We start from the raw sequence: 17,453 nt of genomic DNA on the forward strand, positions 1-17,453 counted from the left end.
AGTGAATTCATTGAACCTGTTCATGCCCTGCGCCGCTGGCGTTGAGGGCTTTTTGGCCGACGAGGTCCACGCCATCACGGGCCTGACGGGCCACGACCTGCTCACGGGTCGTGGCGGCGTGATGGCCCGCGCATCCTGGCGCGACGCCATGCGCATCAACCTGCACAGCCGCCTGACCCAGCGCGTGCTGGTGCAGCTGTCGGTCACCGACTACCGCAACGAAAACGACCTGTACAACGCCGCCAGCGAAGTGGCCTGGGAAATCTGGTTCACCCCCAAGCAAACCTTCAAGATCGACATCACCGCGCAGCACAGCCCGCTGACCAGCCTGAACTTTGCCGCGCTCAAAATCAAAGACGCGGTGGCCGATCGCTTTCGCGCCAAACGCGGCGAGCGCCCCAGCGTGGACACCAGCTGGCCCGACGTGCGCATCTACGCACACCTGACGCCAGAAACGGCCACGCTCTACATCGACACCTCGGGCGAGCCCTTGTTCAAGCGCGGCTGGCGCACCGACAAGGGCGACGCGCCTTTGAAGGAAACGCTGGCCGCCGCCATGATCGCGGCCAGTGGCTGGGACGCCACCGTGCCCCTGTACGACCCCTGCTGCGGCAGCGGCACCATCCCGATCGAAGCGGCGCAAATCGCCTGCGGCATCGCGCCTGGTTTGCAGCGCCGCTTTGGTTTCGAGAAATTGTTGCCTTTCCAAAACCACGTCTGGCAAGGCCTGATCGAAGAAGCCCGCGACCACGAACACGAACCGACCGCGCCGGTTTTTGGCAGCGATGTGGCCTTCCGCATGGTCGACTTTGCCGAGCGCAACGCCGAGCGCGCAGGCGTGTCGGGCGTGATCGAGTTCCGGGGCGGCGACGCACTGCAACGCATGCCCCCGAGCGAGACGCCCGGCGTCATGCTGCTCAACCCGCCTTATGGCGAGCGCATTGCCGCAGCAGGTGTGGCCGGGCGTGGGCGCGACAGCTTTCAACCCGGAGCCTTGGCCGATGCACGTTCAAGTACGCGTGCCGCCGACCAAAGCCACCACCGCGAAACCGCCCAAACCCAAGACGGCGACGACAGCGTCGACTTCTTTTCTCAACTGGCCAGCCACTGGAAGAAAAACTACAGCGGCTGGAGCGCCTGGATGCTCACACCCGACCTGAAGCTGCCCAGCAAAATGCGCCTGAAAGAATCGCGCCGCGTGCCCATGTGGAACGGCCCCATCGAATGCCGCTTGTTCCGCTTTGACATGGTCAAGGGCAGCTTGAAGCGCACGCCAAGTGACGCCTCAGTCCAGGGCTCGGTGGACGGCTCTGACATCAACACGGCTGGCACACCCGGCACTTCTGCCCCATGAGTTTGGAGGGGCGCATTGAGGTCGGTCTTGAGGTGGGCACGGTTCTGAGCGAGAGTCCGAGCGCAAGCTTGCTTCATGCCCCGGCACGCCGCGTGCTGGACACCAACATCGTGCTCGACCTGTGGGTGTTTGACGAACCCCAAGCCGAAGCGCTGCGCACCAGCGTGGAGAGCGGCAGCACGCAGTGGTTGGCCACCGCCACCATGCGCGAAGAGCTGGCCCGTGTACTGGCCTACCCACAAATCGCCAAACGCCTGACGCACCGCCAACTGCCCGCCAGCGCCGTGCTGGGCCACTTTGACCGCTGGGCCCAACTGCAACCCGACGCGCCCAAAGCCCCCTACGCCTGCAAAGACGCCGACGACCAAAAATTCATCGACCTGGCCGTGCAACACACCGCAGCCCTGCACAGCAAAGACGCGCAAGTGCTCTGCATGAAAAAGCGCTTGGAGCGCTGCGGCGTGGCGTTGAACCCTAACGCGACCTGAACCTGCCGCTGTCCCTTTGCAGGAGGCCGCCCATGCGTCAAGTTTTCTCGCCGCAAAACCGCTACCCGCCTCAAGAAAACCCTGCCATATTCCAAAATTCACGATACTTCATTCCCGAATTTACGCATAAATTTTCCTAAATTTCCGATAGCATCAGGCCATGACTGATCCTGAAATTTTCCCGCGACTCATCGCGCCGCACCTCCTTGAAGCCATGAGCGACACGCCAGTGGTTCTCCTGGCCGGTCCACGGCAGGCAGGCAAAACGACACTGGTCAAGCAAATCGCTGGCCACAGCGGCGAATTTCGTTATCTGACCCTGGATGACGCGCTCACCCTGTTGTCGGCCCAAGAAGATCCGGTGGGCATGATCCGCAGCTTGGACCGTGCGGTGATCGACGAGATTCAACGCGCCCCAGGTTTGTTGCTGGCGATCAAGAAAAGCGTCGACGAAGACCGCCGCCCAGGGCGTTTTTTGCTCACAGGCTCAGCCAACTTGATGGCCTTGCCCACTGTGGCCGATTCTTTGGCGGGGCGCATGGAGACTTTGCCACTGCTGCCATTGTCACAAAGCGAGATTTCTGGTCAGACTGCCAACTGGCTGGATCGTGCGTTTGCTGGCCACCTTCCTCAAGCAGGCTCATCTGCCCGCGACGATGACTTGGTGGCCCGTGTGCTGCGCGGCGGCTACCCGGAGGCACTGACGCGATCAACCGACAGGCGTCGCACAACTTGGGCGCGTCAATACCTCGCGGCCATGGTGGAGCGCGATGTTTGCGACATCGCCAACATTGACAAGTTGGATCAACTGCCGCGGTTTTTGCGTGCCCTGGCTCAGATGGCCGGGCAGATGTGCAACTACTCTCAACTCGGCGGCCAAGTGGGCATCGACAACAAGACAGCCGCCAAATATCTCGGCATCTTTGAGCAAATGTATTTGCTCCAACGCGTGGATGTATGGGCGCGCAATCGCCTCAAGCGCATGGTCAAAATGCCCAAACTTCAATTCATCGATGCAGGTCTGCTGGCCACCCTCTTGGACTTGACCACTGAAGAAACCCAAAAAGACAAAACACGCTTTGGCCATGTGCTGGAAACCTTTGTCTATTCCGAATTGCTCAAGCATGCCAGCACCGCTGAGGGCAATTACCAACTGCTTTACTACCGGGATGCCGACCAAGTGGAAGTGGATGTGGTGGTTGAAAACGCCGCAGGCCAGGTGGTCGGGGTTGAAGTCAAGTCATCGGCCACCGTCAAAGAAAGCGACCTGCGCGGACTGCGAAAGCTCGCCGGACTGGCAGGGGCTGATTTCAAAATGGGTGTGCTGCTTTATGACGGCGATGAAACCCTGCCGCTGGGCAACAACATCTGGGCGGCCCCGTTGTCGACACTTTGGGGCAAGTGATATTTCGCAGCCACCCGTGGCAAATCCTTCGCGAGCAGGGGCTCGCGCCCACTGGGTAGACAAGCACAGTGGCGTCAGACAAGCACAGGCGTTTCTGGCCACTGCCCCTTCTACAATCCCCCCATTCAAAAAGGAACACCCCATGAACACGACCGCTGGCTTGGAAGCCGAAGACTTTGACACCCTGGACAACATCCTGGACGACCTGCGCGAGCGCTTTGAAGAGACGCCGCAGTGGGAGTTTTGCGAGGGTTTTATGGCGGCGCTCGTGTGCTGCCGCCGCGCCATTCCCGACAGCGAGTGGCTGCCCATGCTGCTGGGCATTGACCCGGACGAGGCCGAGGGCGGCAGCTTTGCCGACGACGCCCAGCGCCAGCAGTTCATGGCTTTGTGGCAGCGCCGTTTTGACGAGATCAAGCTCGCGCTGGACACCCCAGTGGAAGCGCTGGACGACGACAAGGCCTATGCGCCCGAGGTGATGGATGTGCGCGGCGCGATTGCGTCTTTGCCGCCGGAAGAGCGTGAAGAGATTGACGACAGCGAGATCCCGTCGTTTGCGCAAGTGTGGGCGCTGGGCTTCATGTTCGCGGTGGAAAATTGGCCTGAGGAGTGGGCTGCCCCCAAAGACAAAGACGCCACCAAGTGGCACGACCTGTCGCTTGAAGCCGTTGTGGCCTTGACCGAAGACGACACCGATGTGCCCACCTTGTCAGCGCTGTCGGAAGACGGCCCACCCAGCGTGAGTGAAAACCGCTTGAACGCCTATGGCGAGGCGCTGTGGGCGGTGTATGACCTGCGCGAGATCTGGCGCAACATCGGCCCCCGCGTGGCGCAAGTGATCAAGGAAGCCACGCCAGGCCGCAACGATGCTTGCAGCTGCGGCAGCGGGAAAAAATACAAAAAGTGCTGCGGGGCTTGACGGCCTCCCAGCGCCAAGAGGGCTGGCGATTTGCGAATGCTGTGGTCTGCGGGCGTTTATCGCCAGCAGGCTGGCTCCTACAAAGTCGAAACAGCCTCGTCGCGAGAAGCATAGGCCCTGGGGTTTTGTAGGAGCTTGCCTGCAAGCGATGGTTTGTGAACCTGCGGGCGTTTTTTCGCCAGCGGGCTGGCCCCGACCCAAACCGGGCTTCACGCTCGGATTGATGAACCGTCAAAGGTCGCCATCAAACCATCCACTGGGCCAGCGCATCGCTGGTGGCCTCGGGCAACTCTTCCGGAATGAAATGCCCAGAAGGCATGACCTGGCCTGACACATGGCCCGCACACTGCGCCTGCCACAGATCGACCGGTTTGAACATGCGGTTGACCACGCCACGGCTGCCCCACAGGACCAAGGTGTCGCAAGCGATTTTGTCGCCGCGTTCTCGGCCTTCGCGGTCGTGCTGCAGGTCGATGCCTGCACTGGCGCGGTAGTCTTCGGCCGCGCTGTGGATCGCAGCTGACCAGCCCTTGTCATTGAGGGCCGGGTTGCAAAAGGCGCGTTCGTATTCGGCCAAGGCTTCAGGCTCGATGTAGCCCATGTTTTGGCTGCCCCAGCCGCCAAGCTTGGCGTGCAGATAGGCCTTGGGGTTGCCGCCGATCATGAACTCGGGTAAGGGCGCGGGTTGCGTGAGGTGAAACCAGTGGTAATAGGCCTGTGCAAACGCAAAGTACGGGTCGGCTACGTGGCCAGAGACCTCCGGGGTTTTGCCCGGCAATGTCCCCCAGTGACCGCTGTACATGTCGAAGGTAGGCGCGATGTCGATGACGCACAACTTCTTGACGCGCGGGGCGTGGTCGAGCGCCAAACGGTGCGCCACGCGCCCGCCACGGTCGTGACCGCACAAAAAGAAGTCACCTACGCCCAAGGCATCGAGCAAACCCACAACCTCTTGCGCCATGGCGCGTTTGCTGTAGTGCGCATGCTCGGTGTCGCTCACGGCGTGCGACGAATCGCCGTAGCCCCTCAGGTCCGGCATGACCAAGCGGTATCGGCCACGCAAGTTTTGCGCGACGCGGTGCCACATGACATGGGTTTGCGGAAAGCCGTGCAGCAAGACCAGCACGGGCAGATGAGATTGCGCAGCCCAATCGGCCGATTGCCGAAAGCAAACTGGCAAGCCCGCCACCGTGAGCGTTTGCCGCTCGAAGCCTTCAAACCAGGCCATCAGTCGACCTTGGCGCCCGAGGCCTTGACGACTTCGGCCCACTTCTTGTGCTCAGCGTCAATCAGGGCCGAAAACTGTGCAGGCGTGTTGCCGCTGGGGATCGCGCCCAGCGTGGCCAGGCGCTCTTTCATGGCGGGGGTGGCAAGGGACTTGGCCACTTCCTGCTGAATGCGGCTGACCACATCGGCAGGCGTGCCTGCCGGTGCCAGCAAGCCAAACCAGCTGCTGGCTTCAAAACCTTTGAGCCCTGCGGCCTCTTCCACGGTGGGCAAGTCAGGCAAAGCAGCCGAGCGTTGGGCGCTGGTCACGGCCAGGGCTTTGAGTTTGCCCGCCTTGATGAGTTGCATGGCCGAGGGCAGGTTGTCGAACATCACGTCCATGCTGCCGCCAGCCAAATCGAGCAAGGCCGGACCGGAGCCACGGTAAGGGATGTGGGCCATGAAGGTGCCGGTTTGCGACTTGAACAACTCGCCCGCCAAGTGGATGGACGTGCCATTGCCGCTGGAGGCCATGTTCAGTTTGCCTGGGTTGGCTTTGGCATAACGGATAAAGTCGTTGACGGTGTTGATCTTGTTGGCTGCCGCTTTATCGGTGTTGACCACCATCACGTTGGGCACGCCTGCCACCAGTGTGATGGGCACAAAGTCTTTGAAGGGGTCGTAGGGCAGCTTGGCATACAGGGCGCGGTTGATGCCGTGTGTGCCCACGGTGCCCATGAGCAGGGTATAGCCATCGCCTGCCGACTTGGCCACTTGCTCGGCACCCAAGTTGCCACCCGCACCGCCCTTGTTTTCGACCACAAACTGCTGACCGAACGCTTTGCCCAAGTCGGGGGCAATGGCACGGGCCAGGATGTCGGTGGTGCCGCCGGGTGCGAAGGGCACGACGATCTTGACCGGCTTGTTGGGCCAGGCGGTTTGCGCCCACGCCATCGACGTGGTTGACAACAACACCGCAGCGGCCATGCCCAGGACCGGGCGGCGGGAAAGGGAACCGGGAAGGGATCGAGAAAGGGAACGTGAAAAATGGACCATGTTTGTCTCCGGGCAATGTGTACAAAACATGATGCCACTCACCCGCGAATACCTTGTCGCACAGGCGAAGAAAAGGTCCTGTTTTAAGGGTTTGTCCCGGTCAAAAGGGCCTGCAAAGCGGGCTTTTGCACCTTGCCCAAGGCGCTCTTAGGCAGGCTGTCCATGAAGACCACGCGGCGCGGCAGCTTGAAGCGAGCGATGCGCGACTGCAGGTGGGCCAGCACGGCTTCGGCGCTCAGGGCTTGCCCTGCTGCGTCAGGGCTGCGCACCAGCACCGCCACGGGCACTTCGCCCCAGCGTGCATCGGTCACGCCGACCACCGCGTTCTCGGCCACACCGGGCAAAGTGACGAGCTGGTTTTCGATTTCGGCCGGGTAGATGTTTTCACCGCCTGAGATGATCATGTCTCTGCTGCGGCCCACGATGGTGATGCAGCCGTCTTCGGCGCGCTGGCCCAGGTCACCGGAGTGGAACCAGCCGTCGTGCAAGCCGATGCCGGTCACGCCTTGCGCGCTCCAATAGCCGCGCATCAGGTTGGCGGCGCGGATGCAGACTTCGCCCGTTTCACCGGGGCCAACTTCCTGGCCTTGGGCGTCGATCAGTTTGACCTGCGCCTCCGGGTGCGGCCAGCCCGACGCGCCCACGCGGGCCATGGCCTCGGGCAGGCGCAGCACGATGGACACGGGGCCGGTTTCGGTGGTGCCATAGACCTGCCCTACGGGCACCCCGCGAGCGTGCAGGGTTTCGAGGTAAGCCACAGGCACGGTGGACGAGCCGGTCATGATGCCGCGCAGGCAGGCGAGCGAGGTGTCGGCCCAGCGCGGGTGTTCAAACAGGGCGCGCATGGTGGCGGGCACCAAGAGCGACAGCGTGGGGCGGCTCGTGTGCATTTCATCCAACCAAGCGGTCGGGTCAAAGCGCGGGTGCAAGACCACCTCCACCCCCGCCAGCAGCGCGGGCAAGGTCTGGATGCACAGACCGCCCACATGGAACATCGGCAGCGTGGACAGCACCTTGTCGCCGGGCGCAAAGTCATGCGCCCAAGCACTGGCACGGGCATTGGCCAACAGCGCCGCTTGCGTGTGCACTGCGCCCTTGGGCACGCCCGTGGTGCCCGAGGTGTAGACCAACAGCAGCGGCAGCTCACTGTGCACAGTGGGCAACGGCAGGCCACGAGGCGAAGCGTTGGCGATCAGGGTGTCGTTGTGCGTGTGCTGCAGGTCAGCGCCTTGCAGCGCACGGGCAGTATCGGCATGGTGGTTGTCGTGCACCAGCAGGCGCGGCTGAGCGTCTTGCATGACCTGCTGCAACTCGGGCACCGCCAAGCGAAAGTTGAGCGGCAAGAACACCGCGCCCAAACGGGCGCAGGCCACCAACGTGACCAGTTGCAGCTCGTGGTTGAAGCCGAGCCAGGCCACACGGTCACCCGGCTGCACGCCCCAGGTGGACTGCAGGTGGGCGGTGACACGCTCCACGCGCCGCCACAATTTGGCGAAGTCGCAGTCGAAGGTGTGACCGGGTTTGCGCTCATCACCCCGGAAAGTCATGGCCGGCTGCGTGCCGCAGTCCTGCGCCAGCTGCGCAAAGCGGGCCGCGAGGGGGCTGGTTTCTTCGCCCACCATCACTCGTCTTTTTCGCCGGGTTCGTACAGGGCTTCGCGGCCAATGCGGTCCAGGCACAGCTCGGCTGTCCAAGGCAGCATGAGCGAGCCGCAGCGTGCATCGCGGTACAGGCGCTCCAGCGGCAGGCTTTTGAGCATGGACTGGCCGCCGCAAGTGCGGATCGCCAGACGGGCGATGTCTTGCGCGTTTTCCATGATGGTGTACTGCGCGGCATAGGCCCGCAGTCGGGTGGATTTGCTCGGGTCCACTTTGGCGTCTTCAATGGCGCGCAAAAACAGGTTGCGGGTTTGTTCGAGCTTGATGAACATCTCGGCCACGGCGATCTGCTTGGTCGCGAACTGGCGGCGCTTGACGGGGCCCGTGCCCGCAATCTCGCCACGCAAATAGGCCACCGTGAAGTCGTACGCCGCTTGCGCGATGCCCATGTAAGTGGGCGAAAGCGTCATGAACATGTGCGGCCAGCGGCTGGCCGCCTGGAAGTACAGGCCTTGCGGCATGAGGGCCGCGTCGTCGGGCACGAACACGTCTTTGAAAATCAGGTTGCGTGACACGGTGGCGCGCATGCCCAGCGGGTCCCAGTCGCCTTCGATCGTCAGGCCCGGCGCGGTGCGGGGGATGGCCAGGTACAAGGTGTCCCGGCGTGAGAGGTCAGCGCCCTCTTTTTTCTCGGTACAGAGCACGCCAAAATAATCGGCAGCGTCTGACAGGGAAGCGAAGATTTTTTTACCGTTGATCTTCCAGCCACCATCGACCTTGACAGCGAGGGTGCCGAAGGGCTGAGCGCCTGAGGCCGCAGCGCCACCTTCAGAAAAAGGTTGCGCGTAAATCGCGCCGTCTTTCACCACCCGCGCAAAGTGCGTGGCTTGGTGCTGGCGGTGTGAGGCGCGCTGCTCGGGCGTCATCTCCAGGTCTTCAGACAACAAGCCGCTCCAAAGCATGGTGCAGACGTGCATGTTGAAGGTGAGCGCGGTGGCACCGCAGTAGCGACCGATCTCGGCCGAGACCATGGCATACGTCGCGTAATCGGCCCCTTGGCCGCCATGCGCTTCGGGCACGCACAACGCCAGCAGGCCCGAGTCGCGCATGTCGTCGTAGTTGGCAAACGGGAACTGTGCGTCGCGGTCGAGCTGCGCAGCACGCGGGGCGAATTTGTCGCGGCCCAGCTGGCGGGCCAAGGCCATCAGCTTTTGCTGCTTCTCGGTCAGGGGGTAGTCATCACCACAAATCGGCATGACGGTGGGCATTGTGTGGGGGATCGTTTTGTCTTGCACGTCGCTCATGGTTTCACGTCCTTCAGGAATTTTTCGAGTTCGGCGTTGAATGCCTCGGGCTGTTCGTAATGCAGCAAATGCCCTGCCCCGGCCAGGCAGGCATAGCGCGCACCGGGAATCTTTTGCGCCATGCGTTCCATCACGTTGGGCGGGGCGGTGCGGTCATGTTCTGCGGCCAGGCACAGCACGGGCACGGTGAGGGTGGGCAAAGCGGCGCGTTGCTCAAACTGCACCAGCGCATGCAATGCGGCGCGGTAGGTGGCGGGCGGCACGGCCGACATGCTTTGGTGCGCCGACATCAGCTTGGCAGGGATCGTGTGGGCGGCATCGCCACCGGGTGCGGCCATGGTGGGGATCAGCTTGTCGGCGATGTCGCCCATGTTTTTGCCAGCCTCTAGCGGGGCCAGGCGCTGCGCCAAAAACTGCTTTTGAAAATCGCCGTCGCTGTTGCCAAAAGCCGGGCTGCTGGCCGCCAGCAGCAGGCCACGGATGCGCTCTGGCTTTTGCGTCCAGGCTTGCAGTGCAACCATGGCCCCCATGCTGTGGCCGACCAAGACGGCTTGGTCGACGTGCGCCGCATCCAGCATCTGCCAGAGGGCTTGCGCCAGGTGCGCAAAGTCATAGGGGTTGACCATGGGGCTGTCGCCATAACCGGGCATGTCCCAGGCCAAGCTGCGCCAGCCCAATGCGGCCACATGCGCTTGTTGCGCTGCCCAGCCGTGTCGGCCACCGCCCACGCCGTGCAAAAACACCACCGCGGATTGAGTGGGCACGCCCACGTCGGTGAATGCAGGCGTACTCATCAGAAGTACCGCCTGAAAATCTGCCGCGTTGCAGCTTTGATGTGGGAGGCCGCCCCTGCGGCCGAATGTTTAAAGTGGCTCCGCCCTCCATTCGCGAGCAGGGGCTCGCTCCCACATTGATTAAGCAGTGCGCGTACGTGCAGCCTCATGAAAGTGCATCCGTTTGAACCACTCCCGCATCGACCACCACCGTGTCGTCGAGCCGAATGGTGCAGCCGCGCATGGGCAAGTCAAAGTGGCCCAGCGTGTGGCGGCCCGCGACTTCGTTGGCCCCGGTCGAGTACAAAAAGTTGCCTGCAAATGCGCGCAGCTCGGTGCCGTTGCAGTCGCGCTTGTCGTAGAACGCCATGGCATCCCAGCGTGCCGCCGGGTTCAGGCCAAAGCCCACATGCGAGACGGCATAAGCGGCGCGGTGGCCCTCGGCGTCTTCCCAGGCTTTCCAGTAGCCGCGCATCATGTCCACATCCACGCCCTGCCCCTCGATGGCGACCACGCTGTCGTTCTCGATGGTCAGGCGGATCGTGTCGCGCAAATAGCTTTTGAAGGTCAGGTTCACATCACCCGGGGCCATGACCAGCGAGCCGTTGACACTGCCCGCTGCGGGGAACGCCAGCGCCAGCCCAGCGGGCCAGTGCGACACCATGCCCGGCTTGGGGCAAAAGCCCCACACGCCGCCGACCACCGCTTGTTTGTCGCCATGTTTCAGGTTCACACGCAGGTCGGTGCCTGCGGCAGACGTGACGTGCATTTGTTGCGCGCCACGCAGTTTTTTCATGGCGGCACGCACCACGCCTTCAAGCGCCGGATCGGGCACGGTGCGCTCCAAAATTTCAGGGTGCTCGTTGGACACCATGAGCAGACGCGGCATGTGGCCGTCCACGCCTTTCATGATGGTCGGCAACTCGGGGGCGTGCAGCAGGCCTTCGACGGTGCAGTCCACCACCATGTCGGCGCGGGCCAATGCAGCCACCACGGGGCCGAGCTGGCCAATCGCGTCGCTTGCGCCTGTGGAGCGCACGGGCGCGGGGGCGGTGAGTGCAGGCGTCGTCAACGTCACCTCGAACACGCGTGCACCCATGGCCTCCAGCGCGAGGCGGGCCAAGTCCACGTTGACCCGGCGTGATTGGGTTTCGGCCAAAATGGCCACCACCTCACCAGGCTGCACCTTGCACAGCGTGAAGGTGCGGGTAAACGCCGCAAGCCACCTGTTTTCGATTCGTTCCACCAGCATGCTTGTCTCCTTGACGGACAGGTTCAGCGCACGACGCACTCGACCTCATGCCAAACAGTTTATATGAATATTCATGTAAATTCATCCATAATGACCCTATGCGCCCCAACCCACCTCCGACCATTCAGCCGCTGACCCCTGACTTTGAGCCTGCCCACTTCAGGCAGGCCCTGTCGCGCTTCGCCACGGGCGTGACCGTCATCACCACCTTTGCGCCAGATGCGCAAAAAGGCGACACGGCCAGCAGCAGCTTTGTGGGCATCACGGCCAGCTCCTTCAATTCGGTGTCGCTCACGCCGCCGCTCGTGCTGTGGAGCTTGGGCCACCGGGCCAGCAGCTTGCCGCTGTTCCATGCGGGCACGCACTATGTGGTGAATGTGCTGGCCGCAGACCAGCTCGACTTGTGCAACCGCTTTGCTTACGGCAAAGGCGACCGCTTTGCCGACACCGCCTACACCCTGGGACAAGCCGGATTACCCATTTTGAAAGGCGCTCTGGCCTGGTTTGAATGCCACAACCGCAGCCGCCACGAAGAGGGCGACCATGTGATTTTTGTGGGCGAAGTAGAACGCTGTGGCTTCAGCGATGGCTCGGCCCCGCTCGTTTACCAGGGCGGTCAGTTCAGCACCACCACGCCACTGGCATGAGCAACTCCGCAGGCTTTGTCGACGACTACCTGGCCTATTTGCTGGCCCGCGCCAGCCATTTGATTTCGAGCGAATTTCATGCCGTGGTCGAAGCCAGCGGCCTGAGCCTCATGGAGTGGCGCGTCATGGCCAGCCTGTCGGGCAAAGACAGTTTGAGCATCAACGAACTCGCCAGCATCGTGCTGGCCAAACAACCCACCGTGACCAAGTTGGTGGGCCGCATGCAAGACGCCGGGTGGGTCCAGCGTTGCGACTCCGCACACGACAAACGGCAAAGCCTGGTCAGCCTAACAGCCGCAGGTAGGCGCAAAGTGCAGCCTCTGCTGAAGCAAGCCAAAGCGCACGAAGCGCAGGTGGTGTCTGCTTTGGGTGCAGACCCAGCGCATCAACTTAAGCTCATGTTGGAGAGCTTGATTGCCGCGCACAGCGGTGCCTGAGGGTGCAACGATGCAGCTAAAGTTTTGGCTATAGGTTGGGAATAGTCATCCATTGCGGGTCTTTGAGGCAAATTGTGATCTGAGACTCAATGCCGGTTTTGCTGCGGTTGCCGCCGTTGCAAGCTACAAAGCGAGCGAGTGGCCTCAGCCAGTTTGCGTCCTCTGAGGTCTCTGTCGCTGGTGTGGCGCGAACGACCGGACTGAGGTGCGCTGCTTCGGCCCAGCATCTTCGCTCGACGATCCTGAGAATCTGACGATGCTGCGCGCCCTGGGTCGACACACGTCGTGCCGGACTCGTCGCCGAACTGCTGTCGTTCACCTCAACGACTATGGAATGCAAGTTGCGCTATCAAACCGACATCCACTATGCGATGGCCCGCAGTCAGGCTGCGAAGCGGTGCCAGGCTTCCTGTTGCCACACATCCACAAAGCAAATGAAGGCGAAGAGCCAACAATGGTTTGCTCTAAGTCCGGTCTGCATCACGCACAGGGCACGCCCCGATTTGGCCGCTGATCCTATTTTTCCTCCCTGCACAAAGGAGTCTTAATCAAGGACAGCAAATGGCCTAGGTCGGGACCCTGCGGAAACACCCTACGACAAAGTAGCTGCCCCCTGTCGCCTCAATTGTCGTCGTCAAAACCCAGGTCATCCTCTGAGTTTTTCGCCACGTACAGACGGTGCAGCTCCACCCGACCCAACACTTGCGGATTGCCGTTGGCGAATGCGAGCTTCTCGGGTGAATCAAAGCCCCGACGGACCGCCGCAGCAAGGCTCTGCACAACCAGAGAAGCCTCAGGGTCTACATCCAACGTGAGGTCCATGTCCAAGACCATTCGTGCCACCACACCAGCAATAAAGGACAAGCCACGCACGACGAACGTCGAGGCCAGCTCACGCGCACGCGGGCAAATCGCCTTTGTCGGCGCCTTCGCATCTGGATCGCCCTTTAGGATGCGCTCGATGGCATTAAGAGGCTCTCCATGTAGCCAAGCTATCACAGCAGGCTCGATATCCACCAGTGTTGACTTCATGAGCTTGCCAGTAGTAGCCGCGCCGGTTGCCTTGAGCGCTGCCTCCCGCACACCAGCCAGGAGGTGATCACGGGCGGCTACGTCCTCCTGCAGCCACCCGAAGATGAAGTGCACCCAACCGACCACCGACGTCGGCAGGTCCGCAGCCGCAGCATCCAGCTTATTGCGGAGGCGCTCCAGCAGGTCAAGCGGCAGGCCTGTCTTAGACGCCAACCCTACTACCACTGAGTCCCATTCATCCTCTGCCGCTTCCTGGACCTCAGTCCACAAGCCTAGAACCTTTTCCAGGTAGGCATCTTCCTGCTGAAGCTGGCGGGCCTTGTATGCTCCAAAACTCCGTGCCATCAGCGCATCCATCTGGCTCGGATCTCCGTCGACGCTGGCCAGCGTGGCCAGGCGGTTGACGGTGTACCGCACCTCCGTGTCATCGGTCTCGCCTTCAGCGATGCGGTCCAGGATGCGTTCAAGAGGATCGGTTATTGTCACGCACCGGTCGTCCTCGGGAAGGACTGAACTCAACTTCGCCAACAGCGGGGAGTCATTGAGCGCGGAGTTGCGGAAAGTCACCAGTGGCTCCGGCACCAGGAGGACAACCCCATTGGCCAGATGGCCCGCACGTCCGGCACGCGCAGCCGCGTTTAACAGTTCATGGGCCTGAAGATCTTCTCTACCGTTCCCCTCGTCGGCTGCTCGCTTATCGCCGGCGAGCACCGCGATCTGCGCCGGAAGGTTCAAGCCCTGTGCAAGGGTCGGCGTCGCGACGATGGCCATCGCACCATCGGAACGCTTGTACAGCCGCTCGGACAGCATACGCTCTATACGCAGCATCGCCGCATTGTGCGGCACCGCACCGAAAGCGCCATTTCCGAAGACCGAGTGCCTCGCATGTCCCAGCTCGGTCTGGATTGTGGACCATAGGGCGGCCTCTCTCTCGTTAAGAACCACATCCATCGCAAGTTGCTCTGCGATATCTTTGGCGGTGCTGACCGATACGGGCTTGGTGTTGACGAAGATGATGGACTTCGCGCCGGTACCTGCGGCCGCCACAGCAATACGGGCAGCAGTCTCGTTAGCATTAGGCAACGCGACAACGCCACGATTGCTGAGCTTTCCAGAGAGCGCAAATGTCTCGGTTGACAAGGCGGTTAATGCGCGCGCATCGGGTACGGCAGCCCAGTTGTGGCGCAATCCCCAAACCACAAAAGGCTGCGCCGTTAGGGCCCGTTTCGCCGCAACACGCAGCCCCGTGGCAGCCTTTCCTCCCTCTTCGTCCATCGCCAACTGAATGGACAGAGACTCTGCTTCCACCGTGCTGATATCGCTACGTCGGTACACCACTACACCGCGGGCCTGACGGCTGGGTTTCCATAACAACTCCACAACGGCACAGACGCGTCCCGTCAGTGATGTGATCCAGTCACCGAAATCCTGCGCATTCTTCAGCATGGCCGAGAGGAAAAGCAGGTCGGCATTGGGAGCCTGCTCACAGAATTCCAGTAGGCACAACATCCCGTCCAGTGCGCGCCCTATCTTGTGTGTCTGTGGACTCAACAAGTGACACTCGTCGAAAACCAGCAGCCCGACGTCGCTAAAAGACTCTGGCGAATACGACAGCATCGCCAGGCACTGCTCGGGGGTCATCACCTCGATGTTTTGTAGTGTGCTGCCTTCCAGCAATAGCGAATCAAATTCCCCGGATACCTTCATGCCGAACCTGTCGGCCGGGAAGAGGCCCTGAAGGTCATCGGCAACCTGTTCTGCAAGAGCATGAGTCGGGGCCAGGAAGATCACCTTCCTGCCGCTGGCAAGCGTGCTGGCAATCTTCAGAGTGGACACGGTGGTCTTGCCTGCGCCTGTGGGCAGCACGAGCACCGCGTTGCGGCCAACCTGGTGAAAATCCTCGGCGATGGCCTCTCGGTGGTTCTGCCACACATAGGGATTACTCTGCGCCCTGAACCGTAACCAGCCCTTCCAGAAATCTTCATCGGATCCAGCTGGCGGCGGTAAACGCGTCAGAGATGCACCCGCGAGCCCACCGCTGGCAGCCAACAGAAGTGCGGCGAGCTGTGCTGGCCCGGGGTAGGACGTACGAAGCACACCGGCAAATCCCCTCCAGCTCGCTTCATTGCTAGAAAGCCGGAACACCTGCTTAAAGTCCCGCTGCGCCTGCTGCCGGTGTCCAATGGGACCGTCCACGGGTTCAGACAATACGTAACGGGCCAAGTGCTCGATGCCATCGGCCAGGGTGGCAGCAAGCCGGTTGAAGGCGCGTTCCTCGATGCACCCTTCCAACACAGGCCTGTCGCCGTCCAGTTGTGCAGATCGGCCGAGGATGGCCTCTACCCGGCCGCACACGAGATCACGGATATGCGATGCCAAACGCCGGACTTCAGCACTGCCAATTCTGGTATTGATCAGCCCGCCGGCCTCGTAGGCATCGGCATACTGCTCGGCAATGAAGAACAGTAACGCTGCGGACAGTGTGGCGCTGACCTGGTCGCGGCCGACTGCGGCCACGGGATCGCCCACTGGCTCTCTAAGTTCGGACTCCCGCGCGAGGATCTGCTGTGCGGTGCCTGCCACGAACGCGGCTGGACGGCGCACCTCTGGGTCATCGCTCACCGTCGCCATGATTTCGTTGACGTCCGCAACGCGCTCAAGCGGCCAGTCCGTGCCTTCATCGTCGTCCCGCTGGGCACCACGCAAGCGGCGCGCTACCAGCTGGGCGAAGTGGCGGGTGAGTAGTTGGGGCAGCTGCGCCGGATCCAGGCCGGGAACCGCTGGTGCGGCCTCCAGGAGTTCGGCAGTCTGTACATCAAACACTTTTGACCTTCCCGCTTTTGATTGCCGCGATCACAGCGTCCGCCAACTGTTGAAACCACGGTCGCAGGTCCCCGCTCATTACGAAGGTGGCACCTATTCGCTGAGACTGCTCGATACCTGCCAGTCCGTTGTAGCCTTTAAACAGGTTGCCCCGCTTTTCCGGAGTAACGATAGTGGTGTCCACGGTCAAGGCAGCACGGTAATGGCGGCAGTCCAGCTCCATTACTCTTTGGGCGGCAAGCAATGCCTCCGTGCCGTTGGTGAACTTGGACTTGATGATGTCCACCGCCGTCGCGAGCAACTCGCGTCCACGCACCTTATTTCCGTGGTGCTCCGTGAATGTAGGCATCACTTCGTCGCGGAATTTATCCCGTGGGTAGTCTGTGCACTTGTCTTCGCAGATCGTCACCGTCTTGATTTGTGCCTTCATCGGTTCAAGCTCAACTACTAATCCGTCGAGACCTTGCGAAGTCGCACTTATGTGGGGATCTTTCTGAAAGATTCGGTCATTCGCACCTTGGCGTGTTGCGATCCAGGAAATGCACTCGAACAGAAAACCATCTCTGTGGGCGCGCGCCGCGATCTCTTGCGCTGGATTCAGACCCGACTTGATGGTCAGTTGTTCACACGCAGCCTCGTTCAACTGCGGAATCGAAAGCGCTGGTGTATTTTGCTCAAGCTGATCTAGGATCCGCGCGGCATGTACGACCTGACCGACTGCTATTACGGCCACAATCTTCGCCAGTTCCTGAAAGTCCGCCACCTCCCAATTCAAACCTGAGACATCCTTGTCGATCTCGACAGGACTCGATTTAATCAAGGCGTTCTCCCATTAAGATTATTTTTAGCGCGTGCAGCCAGTAAGACAACGGCTCATCCGAGTCCTAAAGTCTAACTTGCATTTCGCAAGTAAATTCTTTGTGATTTATTTATTCGCAATGCACTTTGGGATGCTGGCGTACTCGTCCGGGATCCGCTCGTGGAACAAGTCCGACATCGAATTCATGAAGTAGGTCGTCGGCTTCGCTTGACCGAGTCTTCAAGCCGCCACGGCAACATCTTCAACGCGAACCAGTTCTCGTATCCGGGAGTTCTCTTGGCCTGTAACCGCTTGAATATTCCCTCTGAATAGCAGTACTTGAAGCCAGTGTCGCGCTGA

At 61.3% G+C, this 17,453-nt stretch carries 14 protein-coding genes; 6 read left to right on the forward strand and 8 right to left on the reverse strand.

The genetic code is table 11. The features are described 5' to 3' along the window. Window position 1: 1 nt before the first annotated feature. The 4 genes from B9Z47_RS15650 (at window position 2) to B9Z47_RS15665 (ending at window position 4,166) form a co-directional block, all read left to right on the forward strand. Window positions 2-1,354, forward strand: coding sequence for a class I SAM-dependent RNA methyltransferase (locus tag B9Z47_RS15650; protein ID WP_233253840.1), 1,353 nt, complete (start codon window positions 2-4; stop codon window positions 1,352-1,354). Then, window positions 1,351-1,842 (forward strand): putative toxin-antitoxin system toxin component, PIN family, encoded by a 492-nt coding sequence (locus tag B9Z47_RS15655; protein WP_369912454.1) that lies wholly within the window; start codon window positions 1,351-1,353, stop codon window positions 1,840-1,842. Before B9Z47_RS15650 ends, B9Z47_RS15655 begins: the two co-directional genes overlap by 4 nt. A gap of 160 nt (window positions 1,843-2,002) precedes the next feature. Continuing rightward, on the forward strand, window positions 2,003-3,247 hold the full coding sequence (locus tag B9Z47_RS15660) for an ATP-binding protein (RefSeq protein WP_108332160.1): 1,245 nt from the start codon (window positions 2,003-2,005) through the stop codon (window positions 3,245-3,247). A 142-nt stretch (window positions 3,248-3,389) separates the two neighbouring features. Continuing rightward, window positions 3,390-4,166 (forward strand): YecA family protein, encoded by a 777-nt coding sequence (locus B9Z47_RS15665; RefSeq protein ID WP_108332161.1) that lies wholly within the window; start codon window positions 3,390-3,392, stop codon window positions 4,164-4,166. A gap of 244 nt (window positions 4,167-4,410) precedes the next feature. Here B9Z47_RS15665 and B9Z47_RS15670 read toward each other — a convergent pair whose 3' ends face one another. The 6 genes from B9Z47_RS15670 to B9Z47_RS15695 form a co-directional block, all read right to left on the reverse strand. Then, window positions 4,411-5,394, reverse strand: coding sequence for an alpha/beta fold hydrolase (locus B9Z47_RS15670; RefSeq protein WP_108332162.1), 984 nt, complete (start codon window positions 5,392-5,394; stop codon window positions 4,411-4,413). Then, window positions 5,394-6,359, reverse strand: a complete 966-nt coding sequence (locus tag B9Z47_RS15675) for a tripartite tricarboxylate transporter substrate binding protein (RefSeq protein WP_108332163.1) — start codon at window positions 6,357-6,359, stop codon at window positions 5,394-5,396. The genes B9Z47_RS15670 and B9Z47_RS15675 overlap by 1 nt, the downstream gene beginning before the upstream one ends. A 152-nt stretch (window positions 6,360-6,511) precedes the next feature. Further along, window positions 6,512-8,050: a class I adenylate-forming enzyme family protein gene (locus tag B9Z47_RS15680; RefSeq protein ID WP_108332164.1), complete on the reverse strand. Its 1,539-nt coding sequence runs from the start codon at window positions 8,048-8,050 to the stop codon at window positions 6,512-6,514. Further along, window positions 8,050-9,294 carry an acyl-CoA dehydrogenase family protein gene (locus tag B9Z47_RS15685; protein ID WP_108332195.1) on the reverse strand — a complete coding sequence of 415 codons (1,245 nt, stop codon included), beginning with the start codon at window positions 9,292-9,294 and terminating at the stop codon, window positions 8,050-8,052. Before B9Z47_RS15685 ends, B9Z47_RS15680 begins: the two co-directional genes overlap by 1 nt. A gap of 32 nt (window positions 9,295-9,326) precedes the next feature. Further along, a complete protein-coding gene (locus B9Z47_RS15690) occupies window positions 9,327-10,124 on the reverse strand; it encodes an alpha/beta fold hydrolase (RefSeq protein WP_108332165.1) in 798 nt (265 codons plus the stop codon). 145 nt (window positions 10,125-10,269) lie between these two features. After that, entirely contained in the window at window positions 10,270-11,355 is a 1,086-nt protein-coding gene (locus B9Z47_RS15695; protein WP_108332196.1) for a peptidase M29, read from the reverse strand. 98 nt (window positions 11,356-11,453) lie between these two features. Here B9Z47_RS15695 and B9Z47_RS15700 point away from each other — a divergent pair, with 98 nt between their 5' ends. Further along, window positions 11,454-12,002 carry a flavin reductase family protein gene (locus tag B9Z47_RS15700; RefSeq protein ID WP_108332166.1) on the forward strand — a complete coding sequence of 183 codons (549 nt, stop codon included), beginning with the start codon at window positions 11,454-11,456 and terminating at the stop codon, window positions 12,000-12,002. Further along, entirely contained in the window at window positions 11,999-12,439 is a 441-nt protein-coding gene (locus B9Z47_RS15705; RefSeq protein WP_108332167.1) for a MarR family winged helix-turn-helix transcriptional regulator, read from the forward strand. The genes B9Z47_RS15700 and B9Z47_RS15705 overlap by 4 nt, the downstream gene beginning before the upstream one ends. 621 nt (window positions 12,440-13,060) lie before the next feature. Here B9Z47_RS15705 and B9Z47_RS15710 read toward each other — a convergent pair. After that, window positions 13,061-16,294 (reverse strand): DEAD/DEAH box helicase, encoded by a 3,234-nt coding sequence (locus tag B9Z47_RS15710; protein ID WP_108332168.1) that lies wholly within the window; start codon window positions 16,292-16,294, stop codon window positions 13,061-13,063. Beyond that, window positions 16,287-17,114, reverse strand: a complete 828-nt coding sequence (locus B9Z47_RS15715; protein WP_108332169.1) for a hypothetical protein — start codon at window positions 17,112-17,114, stop codon at window positions 16,287-16,289. Before B9Z47_RS15715 ends, B9Z47_RS15710 begins: the two co-directional genes overlap by 8 nt. Between the last annotated feature and the right edge of the window lie 339 nt (window positions 17,115-17,453).

This window comes from Limnohabitans sp. 2KL-1, from assembly GCF_003063435.1.
Classification (GTDB): Bacteria; Pseudomonadota; Gammaproteobacteria; order Burkholderiales; family Burkholderiaceae_C; genus Limnohabitans_A.

Coding starts and splice junctions, on each gene's coding strand:
- B9Z47_RS15685 (WP_108332195.1), bottom strand. CDS start 9,294: ATGCCCACCGTCATGCCGATTTGTGGTGATGACTACCCCCTGACCGAG.
- B9Z47_RS15655 (WP_369912454.1), top strand. CDS start 1,351: ATGAGTTTGGAGGGGCGCATTGAGGTCGGTCTTGAGGTGGGCACGGTT.
- B9Z47_RS15675 (WP_108332163.1), bottom strand. CDS start 6,359: ATGGCCGCTGCGGTGTTGTTGTCAACCACGTCGATGGCGTGGGCGCAA.
- B9Z47_RS15665 (WP_108332161.1), top strand. CDS start 3,390: ATGAACACGACCGCTGGCTTGGAAGCCGAAGACTTTGACACCCTGGAC.
- B9Z47_RS15660 (WP_108332160.1), top strand. CDS start 2,003: ATGACTGATCCTGAAATTTTCCCGCGACTCATCGCGCCGCACCTCCTT.
- B9Z47_RS15705 (WP_108332167.1), top strand. CDS start 11,999: ATGAGCAACTCCGCAGGCTTTGTCGACGACTACCTGGCCTATTTGCTG.
- B9Z47_RS15700 (WP_108332166.1), top strand. CDS start 11,454: ATGCGCCCCAACCCACCTCCGACCATTCAGCCGCTGACCCCTGACTTT.
- B9Z47_RS15695 (WP_108332196.1), bottom strand. CDS start 11,355: ATGCTGGTGGAACGAATCGAAAACAGGTGGCTTGCGGCGTTTACCCGC.
- B9Z47_RS15670 (WP_108332162.1), bottom strand. CDS start 5,394: ATGGCCTGGTTTGAAGGCTTCGAGCGGCAAACGCTCACGGTGGCGGGC.
- B9Z47_RS15680 (WP_108332164.1), bottom strand. CDS start 8,050: ATGGTGGGCGAAGAAACCAGCCCCCTCGCGGCCCGCTTTGCGCAGCTG.
- B9Z47_RS15690 (WP_108332165.1), bottom strand. CDS start 10,124: ATGAGTACGCCTGCATTCACCGACGTGGGCGTGCCCACTCAATCCGCG.